Here is a 23,380-nt window from a genome sequence, read left to right as displayed (position 1 = left end):
CGAAAACAGGCGCGATGATGCTCAAGCGCCGTTGGCCTGGAACTGTTTCTGCAATTCCACCAAGGCGGGTGACGCCGGGGTGATGCGGTTACGGGTCTGGGCCTCGATCAGCCAGCCGCTGCGGTGCAATTGCTTGATGATCGGGTCAAGCCTGGCCTGGGTGTCGCTTTCCCCCTTGCGCGTCCAGATCACCGAGGGTGCCGGGTTCAGCTCCGGGCTCAGGGCGCGGTAACCCTGCCATTCGGCGTTATCGGCAATCAGTGGATTGATCAGCGTGGCGTCGTGCACCGCCGCGACGCAGTTATTGCCACGCAGTGCCAGGAGTGATTCCGAGGAGCTCTTGAAAGCCTTGATCTGGACGCCCAACTCGGTGAGCGGCTTGATGTAGCTGCTGCCTTGGGAGGTGCACACCGGTTGATTCTTCAGGTCTTCCCAGCGGCTGATCGTGCTGTCCTTGAGCACCGCCGCGGTACCACCGACGCGGTAGAACGGCGTGGGTACGAACCCGAGGATTTCACCGCGCTCGGCGGTCCATTCCATATTGGCGATCAGCACATCGACTTTGCCCTGCTGCAAGAACTGCACGCGGTTGGCGGGCAATACCGGCACCAATTGCACCTCGGCGCCCAGTTGCCGGCCCAATTCCTGGGCGAGCTCGACGTTCAAGCCGCGCGGTTTCTGGGTGGTGGGGTCGATGCCGCCGAACGGGCCACCGGACAGCAGCACACCCACCACCAGTTCGTGGCGCTGTTCGATCTTGTCCAGGGTGGCATCGGCCTGGGCCATGTTGACGGCTGACAACGAAATCAAGGCGCCCAGCATGACAGGCAGCAATCGTTTTACGGGTGAGCGCTCGAGCAACATGGATTTCCCCTCATGGATGGCCGGCGTCCCCCGACCTGATGAGTGGGCATCCTAGGTAGCACTTGGAGGCAAAGGAAATTCAAATATCTAATATCGTTATAACTCTCGGAGTTTGGTTGCCAAGCAAAAAACTTATAACCGCTGTTTTACTGGCTTACAGTCAAGCGCTCGCCGCAATGCTCCCCTCAACTCATAAAAATCTGTAATGTTTAGGTTTGTACCCTTGATGTGAAGCAACCGCCATGTCGACCCTTGATCTCGAATTACTGCGCACCTTCATCGCCGTGGCCGATCACCACAGCTTTGCCGAAGCCGGCGCCCAGTTGTCTCGCACACAATCGTCAGTGACCCAGCACATGCAACGCCTGGAGCAGCAAGTCGGGGTCAGCCTGTTCGAAAAACGCGGACGGCAAAAACAGCTCACGGAAGCCGGCCAGCAATTGCTGCGGCATGCGCGACAGATGCTATCGCTCAATGACGACGTCCTCAGTTCCCTGCGTGAGAGCAGCCTCAGCGGCGTGCTGCGCATCGGTTCGCCCCACGATATCGCCGACACCATCCTGCCCCCGATCCTCAGCCACATCGCCCGTTCGGCCCCGCGCTTGCGCCTGGAAATCGATGTCGGACGCAGCCCGTTCCTGATGGACGACCTGCATCGAGGCAAGGTGGACATGATCATTTCCACCCGCCAGGATCCGAGCCTTGAAGGCTTCGCCTTGCGCACCTCGCCGGTGTGGTGGATCTGCTCGGCCCAGTACCTGCACAACCCCGGCGAACCGCTGCCGCTGATTCTGGTGGATGAGCCCAGCATCTATCGCCGCTATGCCCTCGAGGCGCTCGAACGCGCCAAGATTCCCTGGCGCCAGGCGTACCTGGCCTCGAACCTGATCGGCATCAAGGCCGCGACCCGCGCGGGTCTAGGGGTGACCCCACGCAGCATGGAAATGCTCGGCCCGGACATGCGGGTATTGGGGGAAAACGATGGTTTACCGCGGCTGCCGGACGTGACTTATCACCTGTGGATTCGACCCAATACCGTCAACCCATTGGTGCGCCGGGCTTACGAGTTGATCCGCGGCAACCAGGGGCACGGGAACTGATACGGCCCGTGCCCCTTGGCAGGAACTTGACCGGCGTCAGGCCCCTGAGCGAATGCGCTCGACCAGGCGAGCCTGGAGTGTTTCCAGTTCCTCGGGATCGGCCTTGCCCCGGCCATGCACACCCGGCTCTTCACCTTCCCAGCGAGGAATGATGTGCATGTGAATGTGAAAGACCGTTTGCCCGGCCACAGCGCCATTGAACTGCGCAACCTGGACCCCATCCGGCTGCAACTCGTCCACGATGATGCGCGTCAGGCGCTGTACGGCAGACATCATCGCGCCCAGGACAGCGGGCTCGACTTCGAGAATGTTGCGCGCCTGGGAGGCTTTGGGGATGACCAGGACATGGCCGCGCGATTGAGGAAAGATATCCAGGAAAGCCAGCACATCGGCGTCTTCGTAAATCTTGTAGCACGGCGCATCGCCGCGAAGGATCAGCGCAAAGATGTTCTGCGGATCGTAATGACCGTGGAGACTCATGTTCACTCCTTGAATGGGTGTGGAGAGGTGGGTTGCCGGTAAGAGATTTAGCACAGTCCACTGGCAACGTCTCGTAAAGGCCTGCTTGAACGTCAGGGCTGGGCTTGCTGGGGAGGGTGTCGTATCCGTTGGTATCGGTGCTGGATGCCGGACCGCTATCGCGAGCAAGCTCGCTCCCACAGGGGATTTGCGGGGGGCACTCCATCACGGTTCGCCGCCAGCCATTGTGGGAGCGAGCTTACTCGCGATGGCGGTGGTTCAGTGGGCGCCAGGGCTGATTGTCGGGTCACTTTTGTCGGCTTCTTTCAGCGTAACGGCAATTTTCCGCTGCAATTCACTTTCCGAAAACGGCTTGTGCAGAACCGGCCGCGCGGCGTACTCGGCCGGCAGCCCGCTGGCGCCGTATCCGGTGCTGAATAGAAAGGGGATTTGGCGACTACGAAGAATGTCGGCCACCGGGAACACACGCTCGCCGGCCAGGTTGACGTCCAGGATCGCCAGGTCCACCTGCACCGAGCCGGCGATCTCACATGCGGCAGCGAGGCGGGCGACCGAGGCCACCACTTCGCATCCGAATTCCTCCAGCATCTCCTCGATCAACAGGGCAATCGCGCCTTCGTCTTCGACGACCAGCACCCGGGTTCCAGCCAATGGGCTCATGCCCCGTCCGCTCCAATCGGGAACGAAAAGCGACAGCAAACGCCCTGTGGGGCATAGATGAGGTCAAACGTGCCACCCAGGTCGCGCTCGATGCAGCGCTTCATCAGGCGTGAACCCAGCCCCTCCCGTTCCGGCGGGGATACCAGCGGCCCTCCACGCTCCTGCCAGTCGAGGGTCAGCCATGATCCGTCCGCCTGGGTCTGCAAGTGCCAGGTGACAGCAAGCGTCCCCGTCTCGACCGACATGGCCCCGTACTTGAGTGCGTTGATCGCCAATTCATTGAGGGTCATCGTCAGGTTGAGCGCCACGCGGGTGCCGACGTCCACGCGAGTGCCCTCGATCACGACACGGCCAGGCTCATGCCCAAAGACCGGCAGCAGCACTTCATGGGCCAGGGTGTCGAGTGGCGTCTGCCCCCAGTGGCGCTTGGTCAAGAGGTCGTGTGCACGGGACAATGCCAACAGCCTGGCCTCGAAACGCCTGTAACCGTCCTTCGCATCCTCTGCATTGCGCGCGGTCTGAGCCGCCAGCGATTGCACCGTGGCCAGGGTGTTCTTGACCCGGTGATTGAGTTCATCGATCAGCGTTTTCTGCCGGTTCTCCGCCTGTTTTCGTTCGGAAATATCGACCAGCATGTTGATGGCGCCCACCAGGTTTCCATCGGCGTCATGCAACGGCGTGGGAAACGGCGTGAACGGTACATGGCTGCCATCCGGCCGCTCCGCGATGGCCTCGACGCCGCGTATCGGCCGGTTTTCCTTCAGCGCCACCGCCATCGGGCATTGATCGTGGGGAAGCGCGGTTCCGTCCGTATTGAACAGCTTCCAGGTCACGCACCACATGTCGCCCAACTGCGGGGTGCGCCCCGACAGTTCGACAGCGGCGCGATTGTAGAACGTGATGCGGCCCTCGGCGTCGGTGGTGTACACCGCGGCAGGCAATGCTTCGAGCAGATTGCGCATGTGCCGTTCGCTTTCGCGGATCTGGTTTTCCATCCGCCGCGCCAGCGTGACGTCCTGCAGCACCCGCACGCCATAACGAAACGCACCGTTGGCGTCCCTCACCGACGAGCTGTGGATGTCGAGGTAGACCACCTCGCCATCGGGCTTCAGGGCGCGCTTGCGCAGCACGTAGTTATCCAGTTCACCGGCCACCTGGCGGGCATACAAGCCCGCATCCTGCGCGATGCAGTCCGGGTGGGTGTAGTCCAGGAACGTCATCGACAGGAGCTCCTCCCGCGACCGACCCAGCATGTTGCACAGGGCGTCGTTCACCCGGAGCAAGCGACCGTCGATATCGACCTCGGAAATCCCGATGGTCACCGCCTCATAGGTCGCCGAAAGCCGCTCATCGCTGTCCTGGCGCGCCGCCTCGGCCGCGTGGACGCAGCTCCTGTCGATGGTGAAGCAACGGGTGTTGAAAAGCCTTCCGTCCTCGAAGCGCCCGTTCGAAGTGATGGTGACATGCTTGATCGAGCCGTCTTTCGCCCTCAGCCGCGCCGGATAACTCTCCAGGCAGTCGCCACTGCCCAGCTTGGTGAGGATATCGCCGATAACCGGTTCGTCGACATGAAACTCGGTGATGTGCCGCCCGATGTATTCCTCTGCCGGATATCCCAGCAGCGCCAGCTCCGCCTTGTTGGCGCGCAGGATGATGCCCTCGCCACTGACGATATGCAGGCCCACGGCACTGTTTTCGAAAAAGTCTTCCAGGTCGGCACTCTTGCGCCGAAGCTCCTCGGCCATGGCATGGTGCGCCGAAACATCCTGGAAGCAGTTGATCACCCCTTGAATGACGCCTCGGCAATCCTTGAGCGCGCGGATGTTCATCAGCGCCACGAACCGCGAGCCATCCGGGCGCTCGATGAGCACTTCCTGATTGCGCGAGGCAATGCCGGTATTGAGCGCCAAGGCTGTCGGGCAGTGTTCGAATGCCAGCGGCCTACCGTCGGTCAGGAACAGTCGATGGGCGCCGCAGAAACGGTCACCGTTCTCTCCAAGTGCCGGCGCCCTTCCCCATAGCTCGGCCGCCTCACCGTTGTACCTGACGAGCCACCCCTTGCGATCACAGAGGTACACCGCACCAGGAATGGCATCGAGTGCGCTCGTCCCCATCGCGATCAAGCTTTCGTACTCGCTTGGTGTACGCGTTTCCCTGGGTAGCTCTTCAATGTTCGACATCAGTCATCCTCAAGCCGCCTGGCTGAAACCTTTCACAGGGCATCAATGGATGTCTAGATCCCTATTCACCGGGCGAGTTCAGGAAAAACTCAACGTCACAACCTCGCGCCCTGAAACAGTGCCTGAGGTTCCTGGACCATTAACATCCGCATGCGCATAAGTGGCGCCGAACATTCCAACGCACACAACTGCTCCATCGCCGTTTCGAAACCAATATTCGCTTCATGCCGCTTGTGCGGCCAGTCGATCAGCGTCCTTCCTGGGCGCAGATGCGCGATGTCCGGAAACTCGCCAAGCCATAAATCGAGAGCCTTCACGGCGCTTGACGGCGGACATACTTCTACTATTCTCTGAATTGGCCATAATCCGCGCCCTTACCTAAGGGCTTAAATGACGATAACGAGCGAGCAGTTGAGAGCGGCAAGAGCGCCACTGCTGTGGGACCAGAAGTCGGGCTGAAGCTGAACATACCCAGCCTTGGTTGTAGTTTTCACAACAGCACTTCTCAGGATAGCCCCATGGAGAGTGCGTGATGAACAAAACCTATAATTTGCTTGTGAAGTTCACTCCAGCCAGTATTTCCAACGTAGCAAATGGAAAGATATTTTTCAATAAATCAGAAAAAATATCAAAGGATGCGAGTTTTTTATCTAACTTAGAATATCGCCATGCCATTCCAGATTTGGCAGAGACAGGCGAAATAAAAAACGAAGAAAACAGCATTGACTTCTCTCAATACAAGGGGCTCGTTTATATTAAAAACGCCCCCTGCATGCCATTCGAAGAAGTGCAGCGCCTCGCAACCGCGTTGAAGAATATGGCCATTGTAGAATATGTCGAGATCGAGCCAGTCGAACCTGTGCCTGATCCAGTCGAGCCTGTTCCGACGCCGTCAGGCGAATGCATGTCGGCAGGCCCCACGAGTACAACGCCGAATTTTGTTGATCGGCAAGATTATCTCCAAGGTGATTTGGGATCAAATGTTATCGGTATTGATGCCATGAATGCCTGGCGATTATTTGAGGCTACAGGGCAAGGGATTAGATGTGCAGATATCGAAAACGGCCCTTTTGCTGATCATGAAGATCTGGAAGGCTCTAATTTTATAGAGCTCGTCCCATTACCCGGTGGAAGTACTGATGACCACGGCATTGCAGTTGCTGGTATCGTCTTTGCTAGAAACAATGGATTTGGCATGCTGGGTGTTGCCTACGATGCTGATGTATTTTATGGGATTTCGCAGGGGCCTCTTGGCCGTGTTGGCGGTATTGCTGAGGGCTTGAAGCATTTAAGGGCAGGGGACGTATTTATATATGAAATGCAAACTGGCGGCCGTGAGAACGAACTCGTACCCGCTGATTTTAATAGAGGTGTTTGGGATATAACGAAACAGGCCACCGACGCTGGAATTATTGTTGTCGCCGCCGCCGGCAATAGCGGTGAAGATTTAGACCATCCGTTTTATGACGAGTACAGAAGTCGTGGGGACAATGGGAGTATTCGCGTCGGCGCTGGAACACGGACAGGCCGTAATCGCTTCTATTTTTCTACATATGGTAGCCCGATACATTTACAGGGGTGGGGTGACGGCTATGTAGCCACTTGTGGCAAGGGTGATCTTTTTAATGGAGGGCCTACGAGGACTTATACCTCAACTTTTACAGGAACCTCTGCGGCCACGGCAGTTGTAGCGGGAGCCGTCATTGCGGTGCAGTCATGGTTTAAAAGAAAGGGCACGGTAATAACGCCAAGACACATGAGAGAGCTATTAATCCGGACGGGATCACCTCAAGGAACAGGTGGACATATCGGTCCACTTCCCCATATCGTGAACGCCATTGTTTCACAGTCTGCGGCCGAACTGCCGGCGTCGGCGATCTAAAGAGACCAGTGGCAGCCAGCTCGATCCGCTGGCTGCTGTGACCACGCTGACGATGTTGGGCCGCAATACGGTGATATGGCAAGTGCCGCCCCCTACACTTCTGCGCGCCTCAAAACTTGAAGAGCGCCTGGGGTGTCTGGACCATTAACGCATGCATCAGCGACGCCGAGCATTCCAACGCGCGCAATTGCGCCATGACCGTCTCGAAGCCGACATGCGCTTCATGCTGAGTGTGCGGCCAATCGCTGCCCCACACCAGGCGTTCGGGACCGAAATTGCGTTCCAGCAGCGCCAACGAGGCGCGGGCGAATTCAAGGTTGCGCGGGGCCGTTGCGCCCAATCGATAGATGCCGGACACCTTCATCCACACCTGCCCGCCCTGCCCCAGCGCCATCAATTGGGCGAAGCCAGGTTGATCCAGCCCCGAGCGCGCATCCGGGCGGCCGAAATGATCGACCACCAACTTGATACCCAATGGCAACAGCTGAGCCATCATCCCCGGCAAGTCCACCAGGTTGGCATGCAACTCGACGTGCCAATCCAGTTCCGCGATGTGGCCCAACAAGCCGCTCCAGGCGGCGTCTCGAAAATCAGGCAAGGCTTTGCCCATCAGGTTCAAGCGCACACCGACCACGCCCAACCGGGCCATGTCGTCCAGCTCGGCGCGGCTGACGTCTCGCTCCACCACCACGACCCCGCGCAACTGCTCCGGTGCTTGCCGTAGCGCGGCCAGCAGGTAGCGGTTATCGGTGCCGAGAAAGCTCGGCTGCACCAACACGCCATGGCTCAAGCCATGGGCGTGCAAGTGGCCCAGGTATTGAGCGAGCGTGGCGTCATAGTCGGGTGTGTAGCGCCGGACAGCGGCCAGTTCCAGCTCACGACTGAACACATGGGCGTGGCAGTCAATGCCGGTCATCGGTTTGGTACAGGTATCAACCATGGGTTTCATCTATCGACAATAAGGGAAATCAGGCCCGGGCGCTCTGGCTGTCAGGCTCAACCACAGGCGCCGATGCAGCGGTGGCTTCCAGGCTGCGGCCGCGGGTTTCCGGCAGGCACAGCGCCGCGATCACCGCCACGCCGTAGGCAATCCCGGCGTCGATGCCAATGGCCGAGCCCAAGGACATGGAATCGCTCATGTGGCCGACCAGGAACGGGAACACCGATGAGAGCACCCGGCCGAAGTTGTAGCAGAACCCCACACCGGCACCGCGCACATCCGCCGGGTACAACTCGTTGAAAAACGACCCGAGGCTCGCCGGAATACCGGCCGCGAAGAAGCCGAGCGGGAACCCCAGGAACAACATCTGGGTGTTGGTCAACGGCAGGAACACATAGCACTGCACGGTGACCACGCAGCACAGCGCGAACAACACGATGTTCTTCCGACGTCCGATGCGATCGATCAACAGGCCGCTGACCACACAGCCGCACCAGAAGGCGAAGATGATCACCGCCAGGTAGCCGCCGGAGTTGAGCACCGACAGGTTGCGCTCGGTCTTGAGGAAGGTCGGCAGCCAGGTCATCACCGCGTGGTAACCACCGTGCGCCCCTAGCCCCAGCAACCCGCCAAACAAGGTCACGCGGATCAACTCGGGGCGAAAGATACCGGCCAGGGATTTGAAGAAACTTTGCGGGATGACGTTGTCTTTTTTCAGGCGCTGGAAACTGTCCGGCTCTTCAACGTTGCGCCGCACCCAGATGATCAGGAACGACGGCAGCAGGCCCACGACGAACATCACCCGCCAGGCCATGTCCTGCGGCACGAGGGAATAGATCAAGGTAAAGACGCCGACCGCCAGCCCCCAACCCACCGCCCAGGCGCTTTGCACCGTGCCCATGACCTTGCCACGGTACTTGGGGTTGATGGTCTCGGCCATCAATACCGCGCCGGCGGCCCATTCCCCGCCAATCCCGAAGCCTTGCAACGCCTTGACGATCAACAGCTGGTGGAAGCCCGTGACGAATGCCGACAGGAAGGTGAAGAACGAAAACCACAGGATCATCCATTGCAGCGTGCGCACCCGACCGTAACGGTCCGACAGCGTCCCGCCGACCCAGCCGCCAATGGCCGAAGTGACCAGGGTCACACCGCTGACCAGCCCGGCATCGCCCTTGGTCAGGGCGAACGCGGCGATCAACGCCGGTATCGCCAGGCCGAACATCTGTACTTCCAAGGCGTCGAGCGACCATCCGCCGAAGCAGGCCCAAAACGTTTTGCGCTCCCGCGCAGTGACTTGGCGATACCAACTGAACATGATTCTTATCCTTGTAAGTGAAACGAAAGGCAGCCGAGAGCGAACCGCGCCGCTACAGGGCCAGTCATGACAAACAAAACGGTAAGGACAGCAGCGACCGACTCGCCGCTAGCCGGGTCGGGTCAGCGAATTTCCACCCTGTAGCGGAAGTGCTCGGCATGCCCGCGAGAGCGTCGCCACTCCAGGGGATTGCCAGCGTAGTCCCGTGCCAGGCGCTCGATCACCACCACCGGGCTGTTGACCGGCACCTGCAGCAATCTTGCGTGCACCTCATTCACCGATTCGGCGGTGAGGGTTTCTTCGGCATAGGCGACGACCTGGCCGCAAACCTCTTCATAAATGGGATAAAGCAATGGGCCTTTTTGCCTCAGGTCGATGTCGAGCAAGGCTTGGAAGCGGCTACGGGGCAACCAGATTTCTTCGGCGAGCACTGGCTCCACTTCCAGCAGACGCACCCGCACCAGGCGAATCACCGGCGCATCCACCGGCAACCCCAGGGCCTGGGCCACCGCCGACGGCGCGGTCACCGGCTCCACGGACAAGATCCGACTCTCGGGGACCCGGCGTTCACCAGAAGCGCTTTGAAAACGGAAGAAACGGAACAACGACGATTGAAACTGCGGCCGGCGAATGAAAGTACCGCGCCCCTGCTGGCGCTCCAGGATGCCCTCGCTGACCAGCGCATCGATGGCCTTGCGCACTGTGCCGGTCGACAACTGGTACTCCGCTGAAAGGGCGGCCTCGGTCGGAATCGCCTCCCCCGGGCGCCAGCGGTTATTGGCGATCTGCTCAGCCAATTGGTCGCGCAAACGTTGGTAAAGCGGCAGACGGACATCGCTGGAGAGAGAGCTCATTGACCTTATTCACCTTGTTATCTAGTTATATATATGAATATGAGCGGCGAGTATTTACCCAGGTTCGATGGCTGTCAAGAAGTGCCAGGGGGTCTCGTTGGCGAATGGTGAATCCAATGACGCAGCCACCCGCAATTAACAACGTTTAACTCGCACGCTCGCGCCCCGCCCCCAAGAATGAAGCCCTCTGCCCAGACCTGCTTTCTCAAGCGGGGAACTGCCGGCCCATCTTGCGGTGCGCCGGACATTTCCCTGCTGGCAGCGGGTAGTACCGCCCCTTCGCCCGCCCAATTTCACATGGAAATGAAGCATGTTGCCTGCACCCCACCACTCAATTGCCGCCCTGAAGCCGCTCTGGCTGCTTGCCCTGCTCACAGGCAGCGCCGCACCGGCGATGGCAGCGGAACTCGCGCAAAGCACACCCGGCTTTCTCGACGGGGCGACGCTGGAAGTCCTCAGCCGCAACTTCTACCTCAACAATGACTATCGCACCCCGACCCCGGCAGGCAAAAGCTACAAACAGGAATGGGCCCAGGGCTTCATCGCCTCGTTCGAGTCCGGTTTCACCCCCGGCACGATCGGCGTAGGCATCGATGCCCACGGGTTCCTGGGGTTGAAACTGGACGGCGGCAAGGGGCATTCCGGAACGGGATTATTGCCGCTGGATGAGGATGGGCGAAGCGAGGAGCATTACTCCAGTGCGGGCGGCGCGCTGAAATTCAACACCTCACGCACCACCCTGGCGGTCGGCGAAATGACCGTGCAGAGCCCGGTATTCGATACCGCAGACAAGCGCCTGCAACCCGAATACGCCAGCGGCCTGCTGCTCTCGAGCCGCGAGTTCAACGGGGTCGACCTGCAGGCGGGCCACTTCAGTGCGTTCAAGAATCAGGACGCTTCGACCAGCAAGGGTGATTTTTCCGGGTATGGCGCGACGACGCGCAACAGCGCCATCGACTTCATCGGCGCCGACCTGTTTACCGGGCAAGCCCTGGGCGGCGCGCTCTACGCCTCCGAACTGAGCGATACCTGGCGCCAGTACTATGCCAACCTGCATGCCACCCTTGGCGGACTGCTCCTTGACGGCAACCTATACCACACCCGCGACTACGGCAAGGCCAACGCCGGGGCAATCGACACCACGGCCTATAGCCTGAGTGGCAAGTATCGGCTCAATGCCCAGGCGTTCACCCTGGCCTATCAGAAAATCAACGGCGACACGCCCTTCGATTTCGTCGGCGGCGACTCCATCTACTTGGCCAACTCGATCAAATATGCCGACTTCAACGGCCCGGGCGAGCGCTCTTGGCAAGCTCGCTACGACCTCGACCTGGGCACCTTGGGCATCCCCGGCCTGAGCTTCATGGCCCGCTATGTGACTGGACGCGGGATCGACGGCAGCCATGCCCCTCAAGGCGGTGCCTACAACCCGTTCGATAGCGACACCGGCACTTACAGTCCGCACCAAGGTGCTGGCGGACGCCATTGGGAACGCGACCTGGACCTGCACTACATCGTGCAATCAGGCCCGGCCAAGGACCTGTCGTTGCAACTGTCCCATGTCACCCACCGCGCCAACAGCAGCCAGGGCGGCGATGACATCGACCGGCTGTATATCGTCATCGAGTACCCGCTCAAGCTGGGGCCGTTCTGACGTTGCTACATTGACTGAATCAGCGAGGCCTTCCAGTGCTTGTATCGCTCATGGAGCGAATCGAAGCATGCCCCAACGTCACCCGGCCAAGGTGTTGGCGAGCTACGCCGCGCCCCATGACATTGATGGCATTGTCATGGGGCGCGTGCGCTACAGTGGCCTGGACAAGCTGATCGGGAGCACCGTGGAAGCACCACGGTGCTGGAAAGTCGACGGGGCCGCTGAGGCGCAGCGCTGATCGTTGATCCTGCCTAAGCCGTTTCTTAACGAGATATTGAGGTGGGAAATTTTTCTACAATCTAGAAGACGTCCGGTAAACCGGGACTGCCCTTGATGGTTCTTCCGTAGTACAGTAGGCGAAACCCGATAAATATCCACCTTGAGATGACCTGAAGTGCCAGGCCTCCATGTCAATGGACCCGCACAGCCATCATCCTTCCACCGCGGCGGTAACTGCATGATCGACATCACCGAAGTTTCCATTGCCCAACTGCGCGCCGCGCTGGAATCGGGCCAGACCACGGCGGTAGCGCTTGTCCAGGCCTACCTCGCCAGGATCGATGCCTACGACGGCCCCGACACACCCACGGCCCTCAACGCCGTGGTGGTGCGCAATCCGGATGCGCTGAAGGAAGCGCACGCCTCCGATGCCCGTCGGACCAGTGGCCAGACCCTCGGCCCACTCGACGGCATTCCCTATACGGCCAAGGACAGTTATCTGGTCAAAGGGCTCACCGCCGCCTCCGGCAGCCCGGCGTTCAAGGACCTGGTGGCCTATCGCGATGCGTTCACCATCGAACGACTGCGCGCCGCCGGGGCCATCTGCCTGGGCAAGACCAACATGCCGCCCATGGCCAATGGCGGGATGCAGCGCGGGGTGTATGGCCGTGCGGAAAGCCCGTACAACGGCGACTACCTCACCGCGCCCTTTGCCTCCGGCTCCTCGAACGGTGCGGGCACGGCAACTGCCGCCAGTTTCGCGGCGTTCGGCCTTGCCGAGGAAACCTGGTCGAGCGGCCGCGGCCCGGCGTCGAACAACGGCCTGTGCGCCTACACGCCGTCACGCGGGGTGATTTCGGTGCGGGGCAATTGGCCGTTGACGCCGACGATGGACGTCGTCGTGCCCTTCGCCAGGACCATGGCCGACCTGCTCGAAGTGCTGGATGTGGTGGTCGCCGAGGACCCGGACACCCGTGGCGACCTGTGGCGGCTGCAACCCTGGGTGCCGATTCCGAGCGTCGAGTCGGTTCGTCCCGCCTCGTATCCGAGCCTTGCCAGCAACCCGGCGGCGCTGGCTGGCATTCGGTTCGGCGTGCCACGGATGTACATCAATGCGGACCCTGAAGCCGGCACCGCCGAAGCCCCCGGCATCGGTGGCCCGACCGGGCAGCGAATCGTCACCCGCGCCTCGGTGATCGACCTTTGGGAGCAAGCCCGCAAGGCCCTTGAGGCTTGCGGCGCCGAAGTGGTCGAGGTGGATTTCCCGCTGGTGTCCAACTGCGAGGGCGACCGTCCCGGCGCACCGACAGTGTTCACCCGCGGCCTGGTTTCCAAGGAGTTCCTGCACCATGAGTTGTGGGACCTGTCGGCCTGGGCATTCGATGACTTCCTGCGGGCCAACGGTGATCCGAAATTGAATCGCCTGGCCGATGTCGACGGACCGCAGATCTTCCCCCACGACCCGGGCACCCTGCCCAACCGGGAGGACGATCTGGCCGCCGGCATGGACGAGTATGTGAAGATGGCCCAACGCGGCATTACGCCCTGGGACCAGATCCAGACGCTGCCCGACGGGTTGCGGGGGCTTGAAGCGACACGCCGGATCGACCTGGAAGACTGGATGCAGCGGCTGGGCCTGGACGCGGTGATCTTCCCGACCGTCGCCGACGTCGGACCGGCGGATGCGGATATCAATCCGGAATCTGCCGATATCGCCTGGAGCAACGGGGTCTGGGTCGCCAACGGCAACCTCGCCATCCGCCACTTGGGCGTACCCACGGTCACCGTGCCAATGGGCATCATGGCGGACATCGGCATGCCCGTCGGGCTGACATTCGCCGGGCGTGCCTATGACGATTCGAGGCTGTTGCAGCTGGCATCGGCGTTCGAGTCGATTGGCTCCAAGCGCCTGGTCCCGCCTCGGACACCGCCATTGTCGGCTTGAGCCGATCATGGGGGCTGCGCAGCGGCCCCCCGACTACATGCCTACAGCCGGAAATACTGCTGCATGGCACGGGCCAGCAGGTTCACGGTTTCATCGCCGCGTGACGCCTGGGCTCGCATGAACACCACCTCATGCTCCGCGATCACCGGCAGGCCTTCGAGGATCCGCATGGCATCCGTCACCCGTCCACGGTCGATCAGGCTGATCGCCAACCCGGCCTCCACGCAGGCCTTGACGGCCTGGTTGGAGGGGCTTTCCATAACGATGCGGGTCTTGCGCCCGCTTTGCCTGAGGGACTCCAGCATCGCTTGTCGATAAGGGCATTGCGCCGCATGTACCGCCAGCGGCAGCGGCTCCATCGAAGCCGCCGTCGTGTGGGCCGGCCCGACCCAGACCGGCGTGGTGGACACCAGTACTTGCACCTCTGCATTCGTCTGCCCCTTCGGCTGGGCGACCACCGCCGCCTGGAGCTTGCCGCGCTGCACCAGGTCGCGTAGCGCATAGCTTGGCGCAGTCTTGAGCTCCAGCACCACGTTGGGCCACGCGGCGGCGAAGGTCGGAAGGATGTCGCGGATCACATGGTCTGCGTACTCATCCGGCACCCCCAAGGTGATACGTCCCGCCAAACGGGTTCCGTGCAGGTCCGCCAGTACCCGATCGTGGGTGCTCAGCAGCTCCGTCGTCGCCACGAGCAAACGCTGGCCCAACGCGGTGAGGGATACCGATTGGTTGTCCCGGTTGAGCAACCGCCCGCCAGCGACCGCTTCCAAACGCTGAATATGCACGCTGACCGCTGCCGGGCTTTTGTGCAGTTGGTCTGCCGCCGCACTGAACTTACCGATCCGCGCCACCGCATGAAAAGTACGTATCAAGTCGATATCGAGTATGGCCGTCATGATTCAATCTTCGTGAACTACTGATGCATTACATTTTGATTTATTAGATTAGCCGGGTTTCGTAGCCTGTGGCCATGAACCCGAATAAATCGATGATCTGCACGTCCCTGCCCCGGTCCGCCTGGTACTGGCTGATTCCATTGCCGTTGCTCGAAGCGGCATTGCTGGTGTCGTGGAGCTCGGGCTTCGTCGGCGCGCGCTTTTCCATCGATTATGCGCCGGCCCTGCTGGTGGTCTTCTGGCGGTGTGTCGTGGTCACGCTCGTCCTGTTTCCCTTCGTCGCCAGGTCGCTACGCCGGACCTCGCCCGTCGCACTTTTGAAGAATGCCGGCATCGGCCTCCTGGCGATGGCGGGCTACCTGGGCGGCATCACCCAAGGCATTGCCCTGGGCGTGCCGGCGGGCTTGGCCGCGCTGGTCGCCGACCTGCTGCCAATGGGCCTGGCGCTGCTGGCCGCAGGTGTACTCCGGCAACGACTGGCCTGGCAGGTCTGGACGGGGCTGCTCATCGGCCTGCTCGGCGTCATGCTGGTGACCCAGGGCGCACTGGCGTGGGGCAATGCGCCCTTGTGGGCCTATGGCCTGCCGCTGCTTGGCATGTTCTCGCTCGCCGTCGCGACCCTGTGGCAGAAATACTTACCCGCCGAACAATCGCTGGGCCTGCTGCCCAACCTCTGGCTGCAGTGTTGCGTGTCGGGCCTGGCCTTCGCCTTGGTCGAGGGCGTCCATGGCAGCCTGGCCCCGCTGCCCAGCACAGGTTTCGCACTGAGCGTATTGTGGACCGCGGGCCTGTCGACCATGGGCGGCTACGGCCTCTATTGGTTGTGCCTGCGCCGCGCAACCGCCACCCGCGTCGCCAGTGTCCTGTACCTCAGCCCGCCCATTACGATGCTCTGGGCCTGGGCCATGTTCAACGAACCGCTTTCCTGGCAGATGGTGGTGGGGATGGCGGTGTCCGGGATCGGCATCTGGCTGGTCGTCGGCACCGAAGCCCGGCAGGCTGCAAGTTCAAGATAGCAAGATCGGTCGAGCGCATTGTGCTCGCCGGCCTCATGCTGGTGGCCTTTACTGGGAAAGACCATGACCGACACAAAAAAGCATTACCAATCCCGCATGCGCAAGGTGCTCGATTACATCGACCTGCACCTTGATGACTGCCTGGACCTGGATACGTTGAGCGGCGTTGCGGCTTTTTCGAAATACCATTTTCACCGGCAGTTCATGGCGACGTTCAGCTTGCCCTTGAATCGCTACCGATTACCGCGCTCTTTCTGCCACTCAGGTGATCGTCTAGTGGGTAATGCCAGTCAGTTAAAAGATCAAACGGCACAAAACCTGTGGGAGCAAAGCTTGCTCGCGATAGCGGCAGACCCGTCAATGGCGTTGTCGACTGGCTCACCCCAATCGCGAGCAAGCTTTGCTCCCACGGGTATGAGGGCTTAACTGACTGGCACTATCGTCTAGTGAGCGCTTTTTTCCTGTCTAACCGATGTACGAGTAAACGGCAGGTCGGCATTCATCGCCCGCGTGGTAGTCATCAGGAAACCGCTGATACGGCCCTCTCGACGCGCAACGATCAGAGGCATTTCCTGCATCATCGCTGCCACACGGGCCCTTGGCAGGCTCGCAGAAAGCGAGCCGCCACGGGCCATCTGATTCGCGGCCTGAAGCGCCAGGATCCCGTCCAGGTCGGCCTCATTGGCTCTGCCGACATCGGTTTCATGGTTCGTCATTCGAGGTATCTCTGCTGGCTAGTTACACGACTGCTTCTACCGTGCCTGCCAACAGATTAGTACAGGTCAACAATTACAGGATTTGTACCTCGACAACGTGGGCCCCAATCCATAGGCAACACCAATACATTGCATTGCATATCGGTCTTGGACGCTATAAACAAAGCGGCAGATGATGGCTTCAACCAAGCGACATCAACCCGATCCAAACCGATAGGAGCTACGCCATGCAACAGTCCCACGCCTACAACGACATCAGCCTGGCCCTGACCACCGAAGTGCTGGATGCCAAGGCACGCAAGCACCTGTCCTGGCAGGACTTGGCCGATGGCACCGGCCTGAGCCTCGCCTACGTCACCGCCGCCCTGCTCGGCCAGCATCCATTGCCGGAACACGCGGCGAAGGTGATTGGCGAGAAGCTCGACCTGACCGCTGACTCGGTCGCCCGCCTGCAGATCATTCCCCTGCGCGGCAGCCTCGCTGGCGTGCCGACCGATCCGACGATCTATCGCTTCTACGAAATGATCCAGATCTACGGCACCACCCTCAAGGCCCTGGTTCACGAGCAGTTCGGCGACGGCATCATCAGCGCGATCAACTTCAAGCTCGACCTCAAGAAAGTCGAAGACCCTGAAGGCGGCTCGCGTGCGGTGATCACACTGGACGGCAAGTTCCTGCCCCTGCGTCCGTTCTGACCTGTCGTGATTCCCAAGGTGAACCCCACATTCTTGAATACAGCCTGGTCGGCAACGGCTACACGACTGATAACACCCTATTCATTGGAGGCAAGCAGCATGAAAGCGCTGATCGAAGGTTTCCTGAAGTTCCAGCAGGAGGTCTTTCCACAACGGACGGACCTGTTCAAACACCTGGCTACCACGCAACACCCGGGCACGTTGTTCATCACCTGTTCCGACAGCCGTGTTGTGCCGGAACTGCTGACCCAGCAGGAACCCGGCGAACTGTTCGTGATCCGTAATGCCGGCAACATCGTGCCGTCCTATAGCCCGCACCCAGGCGGTGTTTCCGCGACGGTGGAATATGCCGTCGCGGTGCTGGGCGTGAGGGATATCGTGATCTGTGGTCATTCCGATTGCGGTGCCATGACCGCCGTCGCCAAATGCGCCTGCATGAATCACCTGCCGGCGGTCAGCGGTTGGCTGCAACACGCCGAGTCGGCACGGGTCATCAATGAGTCACGGCCTCACGTCGATGACGCGGCGAAAGTCAGTTCGATGGTGCGTGAAAACGTCATCGCCCAATTGGCGAACATCCAGACGCACCCGAGTGTGCGGCTGGCCCAGGAGAAGGGCTTGCTCAACCTGCACGGCTGGGTCTATGACATCGAGACCGGCTCCATCGACGCCCTGGACGTCGACAATCGCAGCTTCAGGTCCTTGGCGGACAACCCCCAGGCGTGTGCCGTACCGGCCCGGACGGCGACTGCCGCGTGAGGGTCGCTGTTTTGTCTAGGGCAGTTGCCCACCTCGATCAGCGGCCCCAAAGCCATCCATCCCGTGCAACAGTGTCTCCATGAAAGCCACGGACGCCGCGCTGTGATAGTTGTTCTTGCGCCGCAACAGCGAAGCTCCACGTCGGGGCGCCGCGTCCTGCAGCGCCAGCTTGCGCAGTGCGCGCTCCTGGGTGGCGATGGGTTCCGGAAGAATGGTGGCGACGGCCGAATGCCCAATCACTTCCAGCAACGTGCTGACCGAGTTCACCTCAATGCTCACCTTGGGCGTGATCCGAGCCTGGACGAAGTAGTCGTCGATGCACGTACGGGTGGCAAAGTCCGGGCTCAACAAGGCGAACTCCAGTTGCCCGACCTGCTCAGCCGTCAATGCGGCCTGGCAGTCATACAACGGATGATTGCGCCCCACCATCAGCCCCAGGGTTTCGGTGAATGCCGGGATCGATTCGATATCGGCGCTCCTGACCTGGTCAAATGCGATGGCGATGTCTAACGTGTCATTCGCCAAGCCCTCCTCGATATCGACCATCGACAACTCGAAGATTTGCAGATGGATATTCGGATATCGCGCTCGATAGTCACGCACCAGTGGCCCGACCAGGTAAGCCATGAACGTTGGGGTCATGGCCAGCCTCAAGCTGCCGCGGGACAGGTCCTTGACGTCGTGCAGCGCGCGCTTGCCGGCGGCCAGCTCCACCAGCACCCGCCGGGCGCATTCGATATAGGCCGTCCCGGCATCCGTGGGCCTGACTGTGCGAGACGTACGGTCGAACAGACTCACGCCGAGGGTTTCTTCCAGTTGCCGGATCTGTTGCGACAGGGTCGGCTGCGACACGTGCAACACCTCGGAGGCGCGCGTGAAACCACCGTGGTCAGCGACCGCCAGCAGATAGCGCAAGTGACGTAGCAACATCGGAACCACCACCTGGAGCTTGGGTAATTGCGATGCATTGTATAGGGGACATCTTGCGTCCACATCCGCCACGAACGCGATGGCCAAGCCCCCAACCGTGGCGAGGGAGCTTGCTCCCGCTGGGCTGCGAAGCGGCCCCAAAACCTGCCAAATGCGGAGCATCAGACACACCGCACCCGCCGGTTTACGACTGCTTCGCAGCCGAGCGGGAGCAAGCTCCCTCGCCACAGGTCCATCATTTTTCTTAAGTGCACGGCAAACCAGGCTTGGGACCGGCTATAAGTCACACCGGTTTTTTCAGCGTGTCATACGCCTCAAGCGACCGCAGCGAGTAAATGTAGGCAGCGCCCGCATTCAACGAAATCGCAGTGGCCAGGGCCGCTGCGACCTCCTCACGGCTCGCCCCCGCCTTGATCGCCGCATCCGTATGGGCGGCGATACAACCGTCGCAACGGGTGGTCACGGCGATGGCGATCGAGATCAGCTCGCAGGTCTTGGCATCGAGCACGTTGTTTTCGCTGGCGGCTTCCCCGAGCGCCATATAGGCCTTGACCATTTTCGGGTTACTGCGGCCCAGCGCGCCAAACGCCTTTTGAATAGTGGGCAACAATTCGGACCAGTTATTGAACATGGCATTAACTCCTGAGTGGGTTGGGTGTACTGTTTTGACGCCCTCAGTTTTTCACCCTGGCGCCACTCGGCTTTGCTCAATCCGCTCAGTTTTTTTGGCGAAACGCTCAAATGAATGCGATCGATAAACTCATCAGCCTGGCCAACGTTCGCGGCAGCCTGGACCTGCGCTGTCAGTTCCAGGGCGACTGGGCCCTGGAACACGGCCAGCAGGCCCTGGGCACGGCGCCCTATCACATCGTGCTGGCCGGCGAATGCCGCGTCGAGTTTGCCGATGGGCAGCGCTTGCCCATGCGCGCCGGTGACATCCTGCTGCTGCCGCGAGGCGCCCCGCACCTCATGCACAGCCCTGGAAAAATGGTGACGCCGACCTTACCCCGGATCGTGACCGGGGGCGCCCTGCCGATTCACCGCATTGGCGGTGCCAGCGCGGAGCTGGACATGCTTTGCGGTGGTTTTCACTTCAACCGGGCTTCGTTGCTGTTCAGTGCCCTGCCCGACTACCTGGTGATTCCCAGCGGCGCATTACCGGCCAACGGACCTTTGCCGGCGTTGGTGGAAATCCTTCGCGGGGAAGCGGATGAGAACCAGCCCGGCGCTCGCTTCTTGCTCGACGCCTTGTCCCAGGCCCTGTTCACCCTGATTCTACGTGCGCACCTGGCGAGCCATGGCCAGGACAGCGGCTCGCTGGCCCTGCTCGGCGACAAGCGCCTGGGCCGGGCCTGGCAGGCGATGCTGGCGGACCCTGCGCACGAGTGGACCATTCAGGGCCTGGCGGACCTCGCGAGCATGTCCCGGGCCAATTTCATGCGGGCATTCGTCAAGCTGGGCGGCGTCTCGCCGTGGGTACTGTTGACGCAAGTGCGAATGGAGCTGGCCTTCAGTCTGCTCAGCCACTCACACCTGGGGTTGAGCGACATTGCCGTACAGGTCGGCTACCAATCCCAGGCTGCGTTCAGCAAGAAATTCAAGGAAATCTATGGCGAGGCGCCAGGGCGGGTGCGCCGTGGGATCCAGGCCCCAAACCCACGCTGACTATCAAGAGATATCCGCTCGCAGGGCCGGGTGCTCGCGCAGGTGCTCGACGATGTAGTCCACGAAACTGCGCACACGCATCGGTGCCTTGCGTCTTTCACGGTAGACCACCTGCACGGGCATGGAGGGCGGCTCATAGGCTTGCAAGACCCTGCGCAGGCGTCCGCTGCTCAGATAGTCGTACAACGGATAGCTCAAGCAGCGCGTCAACCCGGCCCCATGAGCCGCAGCCTCGATGGCCGCCTGTAGCGTGGCGCAACTGAGCCGCGTGCGGGCCTTGAAGCCATTGGCCTCGCCCTGCTGTTGAAAAGACCACTGGACCCAGTCCTGGTTGGCCTGCGTGGCGATCAGTCGATGCTCGTGCAAATCCCGCGGCACAACCGGCTCACCATGCCTGGCCAGGTAACCCGGACTGGCGCAGACGAGCGAGCGAACACTGCCGACAGGCCGTGCGATCAATGAGCAACTGGGCAGATGCCCAACCAGCACCGCGACATCCAGCCCTTCCTCATGCATGTTCGGGAAACGATCATGGTAGTGGGCCAATACCCTGATCTCGGGAAAGTGATCCAGGTAGCCGGCCAATACCGGGGCCATGACATAACGGCTGAACAACGTGGGCAACAGAATCGTCAAATTGCCCTGCGCCTGGACATGCCAGCCCTTGGCCGATGCTTCAGCCTCGTCAACGGCCTTGAGGATGCGTGAACAATCGGCCATGAAGCCGACCCCGGCTTCCGTCAGCACCACCCCGCGCGTGCTTCGTGACAGTAACCGCACACCCAGCCGCGCTTCCAGTCGAGCGACCGCACGCATCACGGTCTGTCCGGAGACGTTGAGGCGTTGGGCGGCCGAGGCGAGGCTGGGGCACTGCGACAGCGCGTGGAATACCAGCATTTCATGGTGGCGCGCCATCAGCCGGTGCCTTTCACGACAGGCTTGAGCGTGACGTCGTCCCCCAGCCGATCCGCGAGGAAGTCCACGAACGTACGCACCTTGGCCGGCACTCGATTGCTCTTCTGATACACCACGTGAATCGGCAACGCCGGGGGTTCGAAGGCCTTGAGCACCACTTCCAGTTCACCCTCGGCGACCTGCCGGGCCACTTGATAGGACAATACCCGGGTAACGCCCCAGCCTTGGCGGGCGATATTGATCGCAGCCTGATTCGCGGTCACCACCAGGCGTGGATCAACCCGCAGGCTCAGCGAGTTCGCTTCGTCCATGAACTGCCAGTGGCTCAGCAAATGACTGGCTGAAGACATCACGATATTGGCCTTGCTCAACTCGCCAGGGTGGGTTGGCCGTCCATGGCGCTGGAAATAGGCCGGGGCGCCGCAAATCACTTGGCGTACCTCACCGACCTTGATGGCGTGCTGATTGTTTTCCTGCAAATGGCCGATGCGGATCGCCACATCGATGCCCTCGTCCGCGATATTCACCAAACGGTCGACCAACAAGGCATTGAGGTGCACCGAGGGAAACTGATCCAGGTAATCCGTCAGCAAGGGCGCGATGTACAACTCGCCAAACAGCACCGGCGCGGTGACCGTCAGATACCCGCACGGGATCGAGTAGCTGCCGGCGGCGGCCTCCTCGGCCTCTTCGAGCTCACTCAGGATCCGCCGGCAATCTTCCAGGTAGCGTTGCCCCGCTTCGGTCAGGTGCACAGTGCGGGTGGTACGGGACAGCAGCTGGGTGCCGATCCGTTCTTCCATCGCCGCAATGGCCCGCGTCACGCTCGGTGGCGAAATGCGCAAGCGCCGGGCGGCAGCGGCGAACCCTTCCTCCTCGGCCACCATCATGAAAATCTGCATTTCCTGAAAGCGATCCATGGGTGATCCAGCCTGGCTTGAGGGAGATTGAACATAGGTGGCGGTTACGGCCTCAAGGCCTGCCGGAAGATGGCCCCGGCAAGCGCCTGCGGTTTGACTCAGGCTTGCTGCAAGCCCTTGGCGGTGCGCTGCATGCCGACGAAATTCGGCAAGGCTTCGATGCTGCCCAGCCAGGCACGCACGTTCGGGTAGTCGGTCAGCGCGACGTTGCCTTCCGGTGCGTGGGACACATAGGTGTACGCGGCCACGTCAGCGATGGTCGGTTGCTTACCGGCCAGGAACCGGCTTTGCCCCAGCTCCGTCTCCATCACCTTCAACAGGGCGTGGGAACGCTTGATGGCGTCTTCGGCGTCATAGCCGGCGCCGAAGACGGTGATCAATCGGGCGTTGGCCGGCCCCTGGTTGATCTGGCCCGCGGCCACCGAAAGCCAGCGCTGCACCCGGGCCTGGGCGAGCGGATCACTGGGCAACCACTGACCCTTGCCGTACTTGGCCGCGAGGTAGACCAGGATCGCGTTCGAGTCGGCCAGCACCACACCGTTGTCATCGATCACCGGCACCTGGCCGAAGCTGTTGATGGCGAGGAACTCCGGGGTCTTGTGCTCGCCTTTCATCAAGTCCACGAATACCAGCTCGGTCGGCAGGCCCAGCAGCGAGAGCATCAGCTCGACACGATGGGCGTGACCCGACAACGGGTGGCGATAAAGTTTGATCGCGTTCTCAGGCATGACGTACTCCATGTTGTTTGGGCTCGAAGCGATGATCGCGTCGA

At 61.1% G+C, this 23,380-nt stretch carries 25 protein-coding genes; 10 read left to right on the top strand and 15 right to left on the bottom strand.

Going from position 1 to position 23,380, the window contains the following annotated elements; all coding sequences use genetic code 11:
- Positions 1 to 21 precede the first annotated feature (21 nt).
- Positions 22 to 864 (bottom strand): transporter substrate-binding domain-containing protein, encoded by an 843-nt coding sequence (locus BM321_RS04500; protein WP_092441667.1) that lies wholly within the window; start codon positions 862 to 864, stop codon positions 22 to 24.
- 242 nt (positions 865 to 1,106) lie between these two features.
- Here BM321_RS04500 and BM321_RS04495 point away from each other — a divergent pair, with 242 nt between their 5' ends.
- Positions 1,107 to 1,964, top strand: a complete 858-nt coding sequence (locus BM321_RS04495) for a LysR substrate-binding domain-containing protein (RefSeq protein ID WP_092441666.1) — start codon at positions 1,107 to 1,109, stop codon at positions 1,962 to 1,964.
- 36 nt (positions 1,965 to 2,000) lie between these two features.
- Here the strand turns inward: BM321_RS04495 and BM321_RS04490 are convergent, their stop codons facing one another.
- From BM321_RS04490 to BM321_RS04475, 4 genes are all read right to left on the bottom strand, one after another.
- A complete protein-coding gene (locus BM321_RS04490) occupies positions 2,001 to 2,444 on the bottom strand; it encodes an HIT family protein (RefSeq protein WP_092327690.1) in 444 nt (147 codons plus the stop codon).
- A 258-nt stretch (positions 2,445 to 2,702) separates the two neighbouring features.
- Positions 2,703 to 3,104, bottom strand: coding sequence for a response regulator (locus BM321_RS04485; protein WP_092441665.1), 402 nt, complete (start codon positions 3,102 to 3,104; stop codon positions 2,703 to 2,705).
- The gene (locus tag BM321_RS04480; protein ID WP_092441664.1) at positions 3,101 to 5,284 is read right to left on the bottom strand and encodes a PAS domain-containing sensor histidine kinase; all 2,184 of its coding nucleotides are present in this window, start codon (positions 5,282 to 5,284) and stop codon (positions 3,101 to 3,103) included. Before BM321_RS04480 ends, BM321_RS04485 begins: the two co-directional genes overlap by 4 nt.
- A 95-nt stretch (positions 5,285 to 5,379) precedes the next feature.
- The gene (locus BM321_RS04475) at positions 5,380 to 5,601 is read right to left on the bottom strand and encodes a hypothetical protein (RefSeq protein ID WP_092441663.1); all 222 of its coding nucleotides are present in this window, start codon (positions 5,599 to 5,601) and stop codon (positions 5,380 to 5,382) included.
- 215 nt (positions 5,602 to 5,816) lie between these two features.
- Between BM321_RS04475 and BM321_RS04470 the strand changes: the two genes are divergently transcribed.
- On the top strand, positions 5,817 to 7,166 hold the full coding sequence (locus BM321_RS04470) for a S8 family serine peptidase (RefSeq protein ID WP_092441662.1): 1,350 nt from the start codon (positions 5,817 to 5,819) through the stop codon (positions 7,164 to 7,166).
- 109 nt (positions 7,167 to 7,275) lie between these two features.
- Here BM321_RS04470 and BM321_RS04465 read toward each other — a convergent pair whose 3' ends face one another.
- From BM321_RS04465 to BM321_RS04455, 3 genes are all read right to left on the bottom strand, one after another.
- A complete protein-coding gene (locus BM321_RS04465; protein WP_092441661.1) occupies positions 7,276 to 8,106 on the bottom strand; it encodes an amidohydrolase family protein in 831 nt (276 codons plus the stop codon).
- A 28-nt stretch (positions 8,107 to 8,134) separates the two neighbouring features.
- Positions 8,135 to 9,424, bottom strand: a complete 1,290-nt coding sequence (locus BM321_RS04460; protein WP_092441660.1) for an MFS transporter — start codon at positions 9,422 to 9,424, stop codon at positions 8,135 to 8,137.
- 122 nt (positions 9,425 to 9,546) lie between these two features.
- Positions 9,547 to 10,278, bottom strand: coding sequence for a GntR family transcriptional regulator (locus tag BM321_RS04455; protein ID WP_092441659.1), 732 nt, complete (start codon positions 10,276 to 10,278; stop codon positions 9,547 to 9,549).
- Between the two features lie 310 nt (positions 10,279 to 10,588).
- On the opposite strand from BM321_RS04455, the gene BM321_RS04450 reads away from it, so the two are divergent.
- The 3 genes from BM321_RS04450 to BM321_RS04445 all read left to right on the top strand — a co-directional run bounded on the left by BM321_RS04450 (position 10,589) and on the right by BM321_RS04445 (position 14,096).
- The gene (locus BM321_RS04450) at positions 10,589 to 11,932 is read left to right on the top strand and encodes an OprD family porin (RefSeq protein ID WP_092441658.1); all 1,344 of its coding nucleotides are present in this window, start codon (positions 10,589 to 10,591) and stop codon (positions 11,930 to 11,932) included.
- Between the two features lie 67 nt (positions 11,933 to 11,999).
- Positions 12,000 to 12,170 carry a hypothetical protein gene (locus BM321_RS30425; RefSeq protein ID WP_175534892.1) on the top strand — a complete coding sequence of 57 codons (171 nt, stop codon included), beginning with the start codon at positions 12,000 to 12,002 and terminating at the stop codon, positions 12,168 to 12,170.
- 219 nt (positions 12,171 to 12,389) lie between these two features.
- Positions 12,390 to 14,096 (top strand): amidase, encoded by a 1,707-nt coding sequence (locus BM321_RS04445; RefSeq protein WP_092441657.1) that lies wholly within the window; start codon positions 12,390 to 12,392, stop codon positions 14,094 to 14,096.
- 41 nt (positions 14,097 to 14,137) lie between these two features.
- Here the strand turns inward: BM321_RS04445 and BM321_RS04440 are convergent, their stop codons facing one another.
- Positions 14,138 to 14,992 carry a LysR family transcriptional regulator gene (locus BM321_RS04440; protein ID WP_092441656.1) on the bottom strand — a complete coding sequence of 285 codons (855 nt, stop codon included), beginning with the start codon at positions 14,990 to 14,992 and terminating at the stop codon, positions 14,138 to 14,140.
- A gap of 74 nt (positions 14,993 to 15,066) precedes the next feature.
- Between BM321_RS04440 and BM321_RS04435 the strand changes: the two genes are divergently transcribed.
- Positions 15,067 to 16,008 (top strand): DMT family transporter, encoded by a 942-nt coding sequence (locus BM321_RS04435; RefSeq protein WP_175534894.1) that lies wholly within the window; start codon positions 15,067 to 15,069, stop codon positions 16,006 to 16,008.
- 63 nt (positions 16,009 to 16,071) lie between these two features.
- Positions 16,072 to 16,434 carry a hypothetical protein gene (locus BM321_RS30650; RefSeq protein WP_218190438.1) on the top strand — a complete coding sequence of 121 codons (363 nt, stop codon included), beginning with the start codon at positions 16,072 to 16,074 and terminating at the stop codon, positions 16,432 to 16,434.
- Between the two features lie 17 nt (positions 16,435 to 16,451).
- Here the strand turns inward: BM321_RS30650 and BM321_RS30420 are convergent, their stop codons facing one another.
- Positions 16,452 to 16,724 carry a hypothetical protein gene (locus BM321_RS30420; protein WP_256573366.1) on the bottom strand — a complete coding sequence of 91 codons (273 nt, stop codon included), beginning with the start codon at positions 16,722 to 16,724 and terminating at the stop codon, positions 16,452 to 16,454.
- A 227-nt stretch (positions 16,725 to 16,951) separates the two neighbouring features.
- Between BM321_RS30420 and cynS the strand changes: the two genes are divergently transcribed.
- Complete coding sequence (gene cynS / locus BM321_RS04420; protein ID WP_092327666.1) at positions 16,952 to 17,419, top strand: cyanase; 468 nt, start codon at positions 16,952 to 16,954, stop codon at positions 17,417 to 17,419.
- Between the two features lie 99 nt (positions 17,420 to 17,518).
- A complete protein-coding gene (locus BM321_RS04415) occupies positions 17,519 to 18,178 on the top strand; it encodes a carbonic anhydrase (RefSeq protein WP_092197834.1) in 660 nt (219 codons plus the stop codon).
- A 15-nt stretch (positions 18,179 to 18,193) separates the two neighbouring features.
- Here the strand turns inward: BM321_RS04415 and cynR are convergent, their stop codons facing one another.
- A complete protein-coding gene (gene cynR, locus BM321_RS04410) occupies positions 18,194 to 19,108 on the bottom strand; it encodes a transcriptional regulator CynR (protein ID WP_092441654.1) in 915 nt (304 codons plus the stop codon).
- Between the two features lie 283 nt (positions 19,109 to 19,391).
- Entirely contained in the window at positions 19,392 to 19,739 is a 348-nt protein-coding gene (locus BM321_RS04405) for a carboxymuconolactone decarboxylase family protein (protein WP_092441653.1), read from the bottom strand.
- Positions 19,740 to 19,849: 110 nt separating this feature from the next.
- Between BM321_RS04405 and BM321_RS04400 the strand changes: the two genes are divergently transcribed.
- Positions 19,850 to 20,773 carry an AraC family transcriptional regulator gene (locus tag BM321_RS04400; RefSeq protein ID WP_092441652.1) on the top strand — a complete coding sequence of 308 codons (924 nt, stop codon included), beginning with the start codon at positions 19,850 to 19,852 and terminating at the stop codon, positions 20,771 to 20,773.
- Between the two features lie 3 nt (positions 20,774 to 20,776).
- Here the strand turns inward: BM321_RS04400 and BM321_RS04395 are convergent, their stop codons facing one another.
- From BM321_RS04395 to BM321_RS04385, 3 genes are all read right to left on the bottom strand, one after another.
- Positions 20,777 to 21,688, bottom strand: coding sequence for a LysR family transcriptional regulator (locus tag BM321_RS04395; protein ID WP_092441651.1), 912 nt, complete (start codon positions 21,686 to 21,688; stop codon positions 20,777 to 20,779).
- Positions 21,688 to 22,608 (bottom strand): LysR family transcriptional regulator, encoded by a 921-nt coding sequence (locus BM321_RS04390; protein ID WP_092441650.1) that lies wholly within the window; start codon positions 22,606 to 22,608, stop codon positions 21,688 to 21,690. The genes BM321_RS04395 and BM321_RS04390 overlap by 1 nt, the downstream gene beginning before the upstream one ends.
- A gap of 98 nt (positions 22,609 to 22,706) precedes the next feature.
- Positions 22,707 to 23,336, bottom strand: coding sequence for a glutathione S-transferase family protein (locus tag BM321_RS04385; protein WP_092441649.1), 630 nt, complete (start codon positions 23,334 to 23,336; stop codon positions 22,707 to 22,709).
- Positions 23,337 to 23,380 lie beyond the last annotated feature (44 nt).

The organism is Pseudomonas sp. NFIX10, assembly GCF_900111955.1.
Classification (GTDB): domain Bacteria; phylum Pseudomonadota; class Gammaproteobacteria; order Pseudomonadales; family Pseudomonadaceae; genus Aquipseudomonas; species Aquipseudomonas fluorescens_AA.
This window is presented reverse-complemented; position numbering and strand designations above follow the sequence as displayed.

What these genes read in the sequence shown, in the direction of transcription:
- cynS (WP_092327666.1), top strand. Translation starts at nt 16,952, where the DNA reads ATGCAACAGTCCCACGCCTACAACGACATCAGCCTGGCCCTGACCACC.
- BM321_RS04390 (WP_092441650.1), bottom strand. Translation starts at nt 22,608, where the DNA reads ATGGATCGCTTTCAGGAAATGCAGATTTTCATGATGGTGGCCGAGGAG.
- BM321_RS04415 (WP_092197834.1), top strand. Translation starts at nt 17,519, where the DNA reads ATGAAAGCGCTGATCGAAGGTTTCCTGAAGTTCCAGCAGGAGGTCTTT.
- BM321_RS04490 (WP_092327690.1), bottom strand. Translation starts at nt 2,444, where the DNA reads ATGAGTCTCCACGGTCATTACGATCCGCAGAACATCTTTGCGCTGATC.
- BM321_RS04465 (WP_092441661.1), bottom strand. Translation starts at nt 8,106, where the DNA reads ATGGTTGATACCTGTACCAAACCGATGACCGGCATTGACTGCCACGCC.
- BM321_RS04480 (WP_092441664.1), bottom strand. Translation starts at nt 5,284, where the DNA reads ATGTCGAACATTGAAGAGCTACCCAGGGAAACGCGTACACCAAGCGAG.
- BM321_RS04500 (WP_092441667.1), bottom strand. Translation starts at nt 864, where the DNA reads ATGTTGCTCGAGCGCTCACCCGTAAAACGATTGCTGCCTGTCATGCTG.
- BM321_RS04400 (WP_092441652.1), top strand. Translation starts at nt 19,850, where the DNA reads ATGAATGCGATCGATAAACTCATCAGCCTGGCCAACGTTCGCGGCAGC.
- BM321_RS04385 (WP_092441649.1), bottom strand. Translation starts at nt 23,336, where the DNA reads ATGCCTGAGAACGCGATCAAACTTTATCGCCACCCGTTGTCGGGTCAC.
- BM321_RS04445 (WP_092441657.1), top strand. Translation starts at nt 12,390, where the DNA reads ATGATCGACATCACCGAAGTTTCCATTGCCCAACTGCGCGCCGCGCTG.
- BM321_RS30420 (WP_256573366.1), bottom strand. Translation starts at nt 16,724, where the DNA reads ATGACGAACCATGAAACCGATGTCGGCAGAGCCAATGAGGCCGACCTG.
- BM321_RS04470 (WP_092441662.1), top strand. Translation starts at nt 5,817, where the DNA reads ATGAACAAAACCTATAATTTGCTTGTGAAGTTCACTCCAGCCAGTATT.
- cynR (WP_092441654.1), bottom strand. Translation starts at nt 19,108, where the DNA reads ATGTTGCTACGTCACTTGCGCTATCTGCTGGCGGTCGCTGACCACGGT.
- BM321_RS04495 (WP_092441666.1), top strand. Translation starts at nt 1,107, where the DNA reads ATGTCGACCCTTGATCTCGAATTACTGCGCACCTTCATCGCCGTGGCC.
- BM321_RS04405 (WP_092441653.1), bottom strand. Translation starts at nt 19,739, where the DNA reads ATGTTCAATAACTGGTCCGAATTGTTGCCCACTATTCAAAAGGCGTTT.
- BM321_RS04460 (WP_092441660.1), bottom strand. Translation starts at nt 9,424, where the DNA reads ATGTTCAGTTGGTATCGCCAAGTCACTGCGCGGGAGCGCAAAACGTTT.
- BM321_RS30650 (WP_218190438.1), top strand. Translation starts at nt 16,072, where the DNA reads ATGACCGACACAAAAAAGCATTACCAATCCCGCATGCGCAAGGTGCTC.
- BM321_RS04440 (WP_092441656.1), bottom strand. Translation starts at nt 14,992, where the DNA reads ATGACGGCCATACTCGATATCGACTTGATACGTACTTTTCATGCGGTG.
- BM321_RS04395 (WP_092441651.1), bottom strand. Translation starts at nt 21,688, where the DNA reads ATGGCGCGCCACCATGAAATGCTGGTATTCCACGCGCTGTCGCAGTGC.
- BM321_RS04435 (WP_175534894.1), top strand. Translation starts at nt 15,067, where the DNA reads ATGAACCCGAATAAATCGATGATCTGCACGTCCCTGCCCCGGTCCGCC.
- BM321_RS30425 (WP_175534892.1), top strand. Translation starts at nt 12,000, where the DNA reads ATGCCCCAACGTCACCCGGCCAAGGTGTTGGCGAGCTACGCCGCGCCC.
- BM321_RS04450 (WP_092441658.1), top strand. Translation starts at nt 10,589, where the DNA reads ATGTTGCCTGCACCCCACCACTCAATTGCCGCCCTGAAGCCGCTCTGG.
- BM321_RS04455 (WP_092441659.1), bottom strand. Translation starts at nt 10,278, where the DNA reads ATGAGCTCTCTCTCCAGCGATGTCCGTCTGCCGCTTTACCAACGTTTG.
- BM321_RS04485 (WP_092441665.1), bottom strand. Translation starts at nt 3,104, where the DNA reads ATGAGCCCATTGGCTGGAACCCGGGTGCTGGTCGTCGAAGACGAAGGC.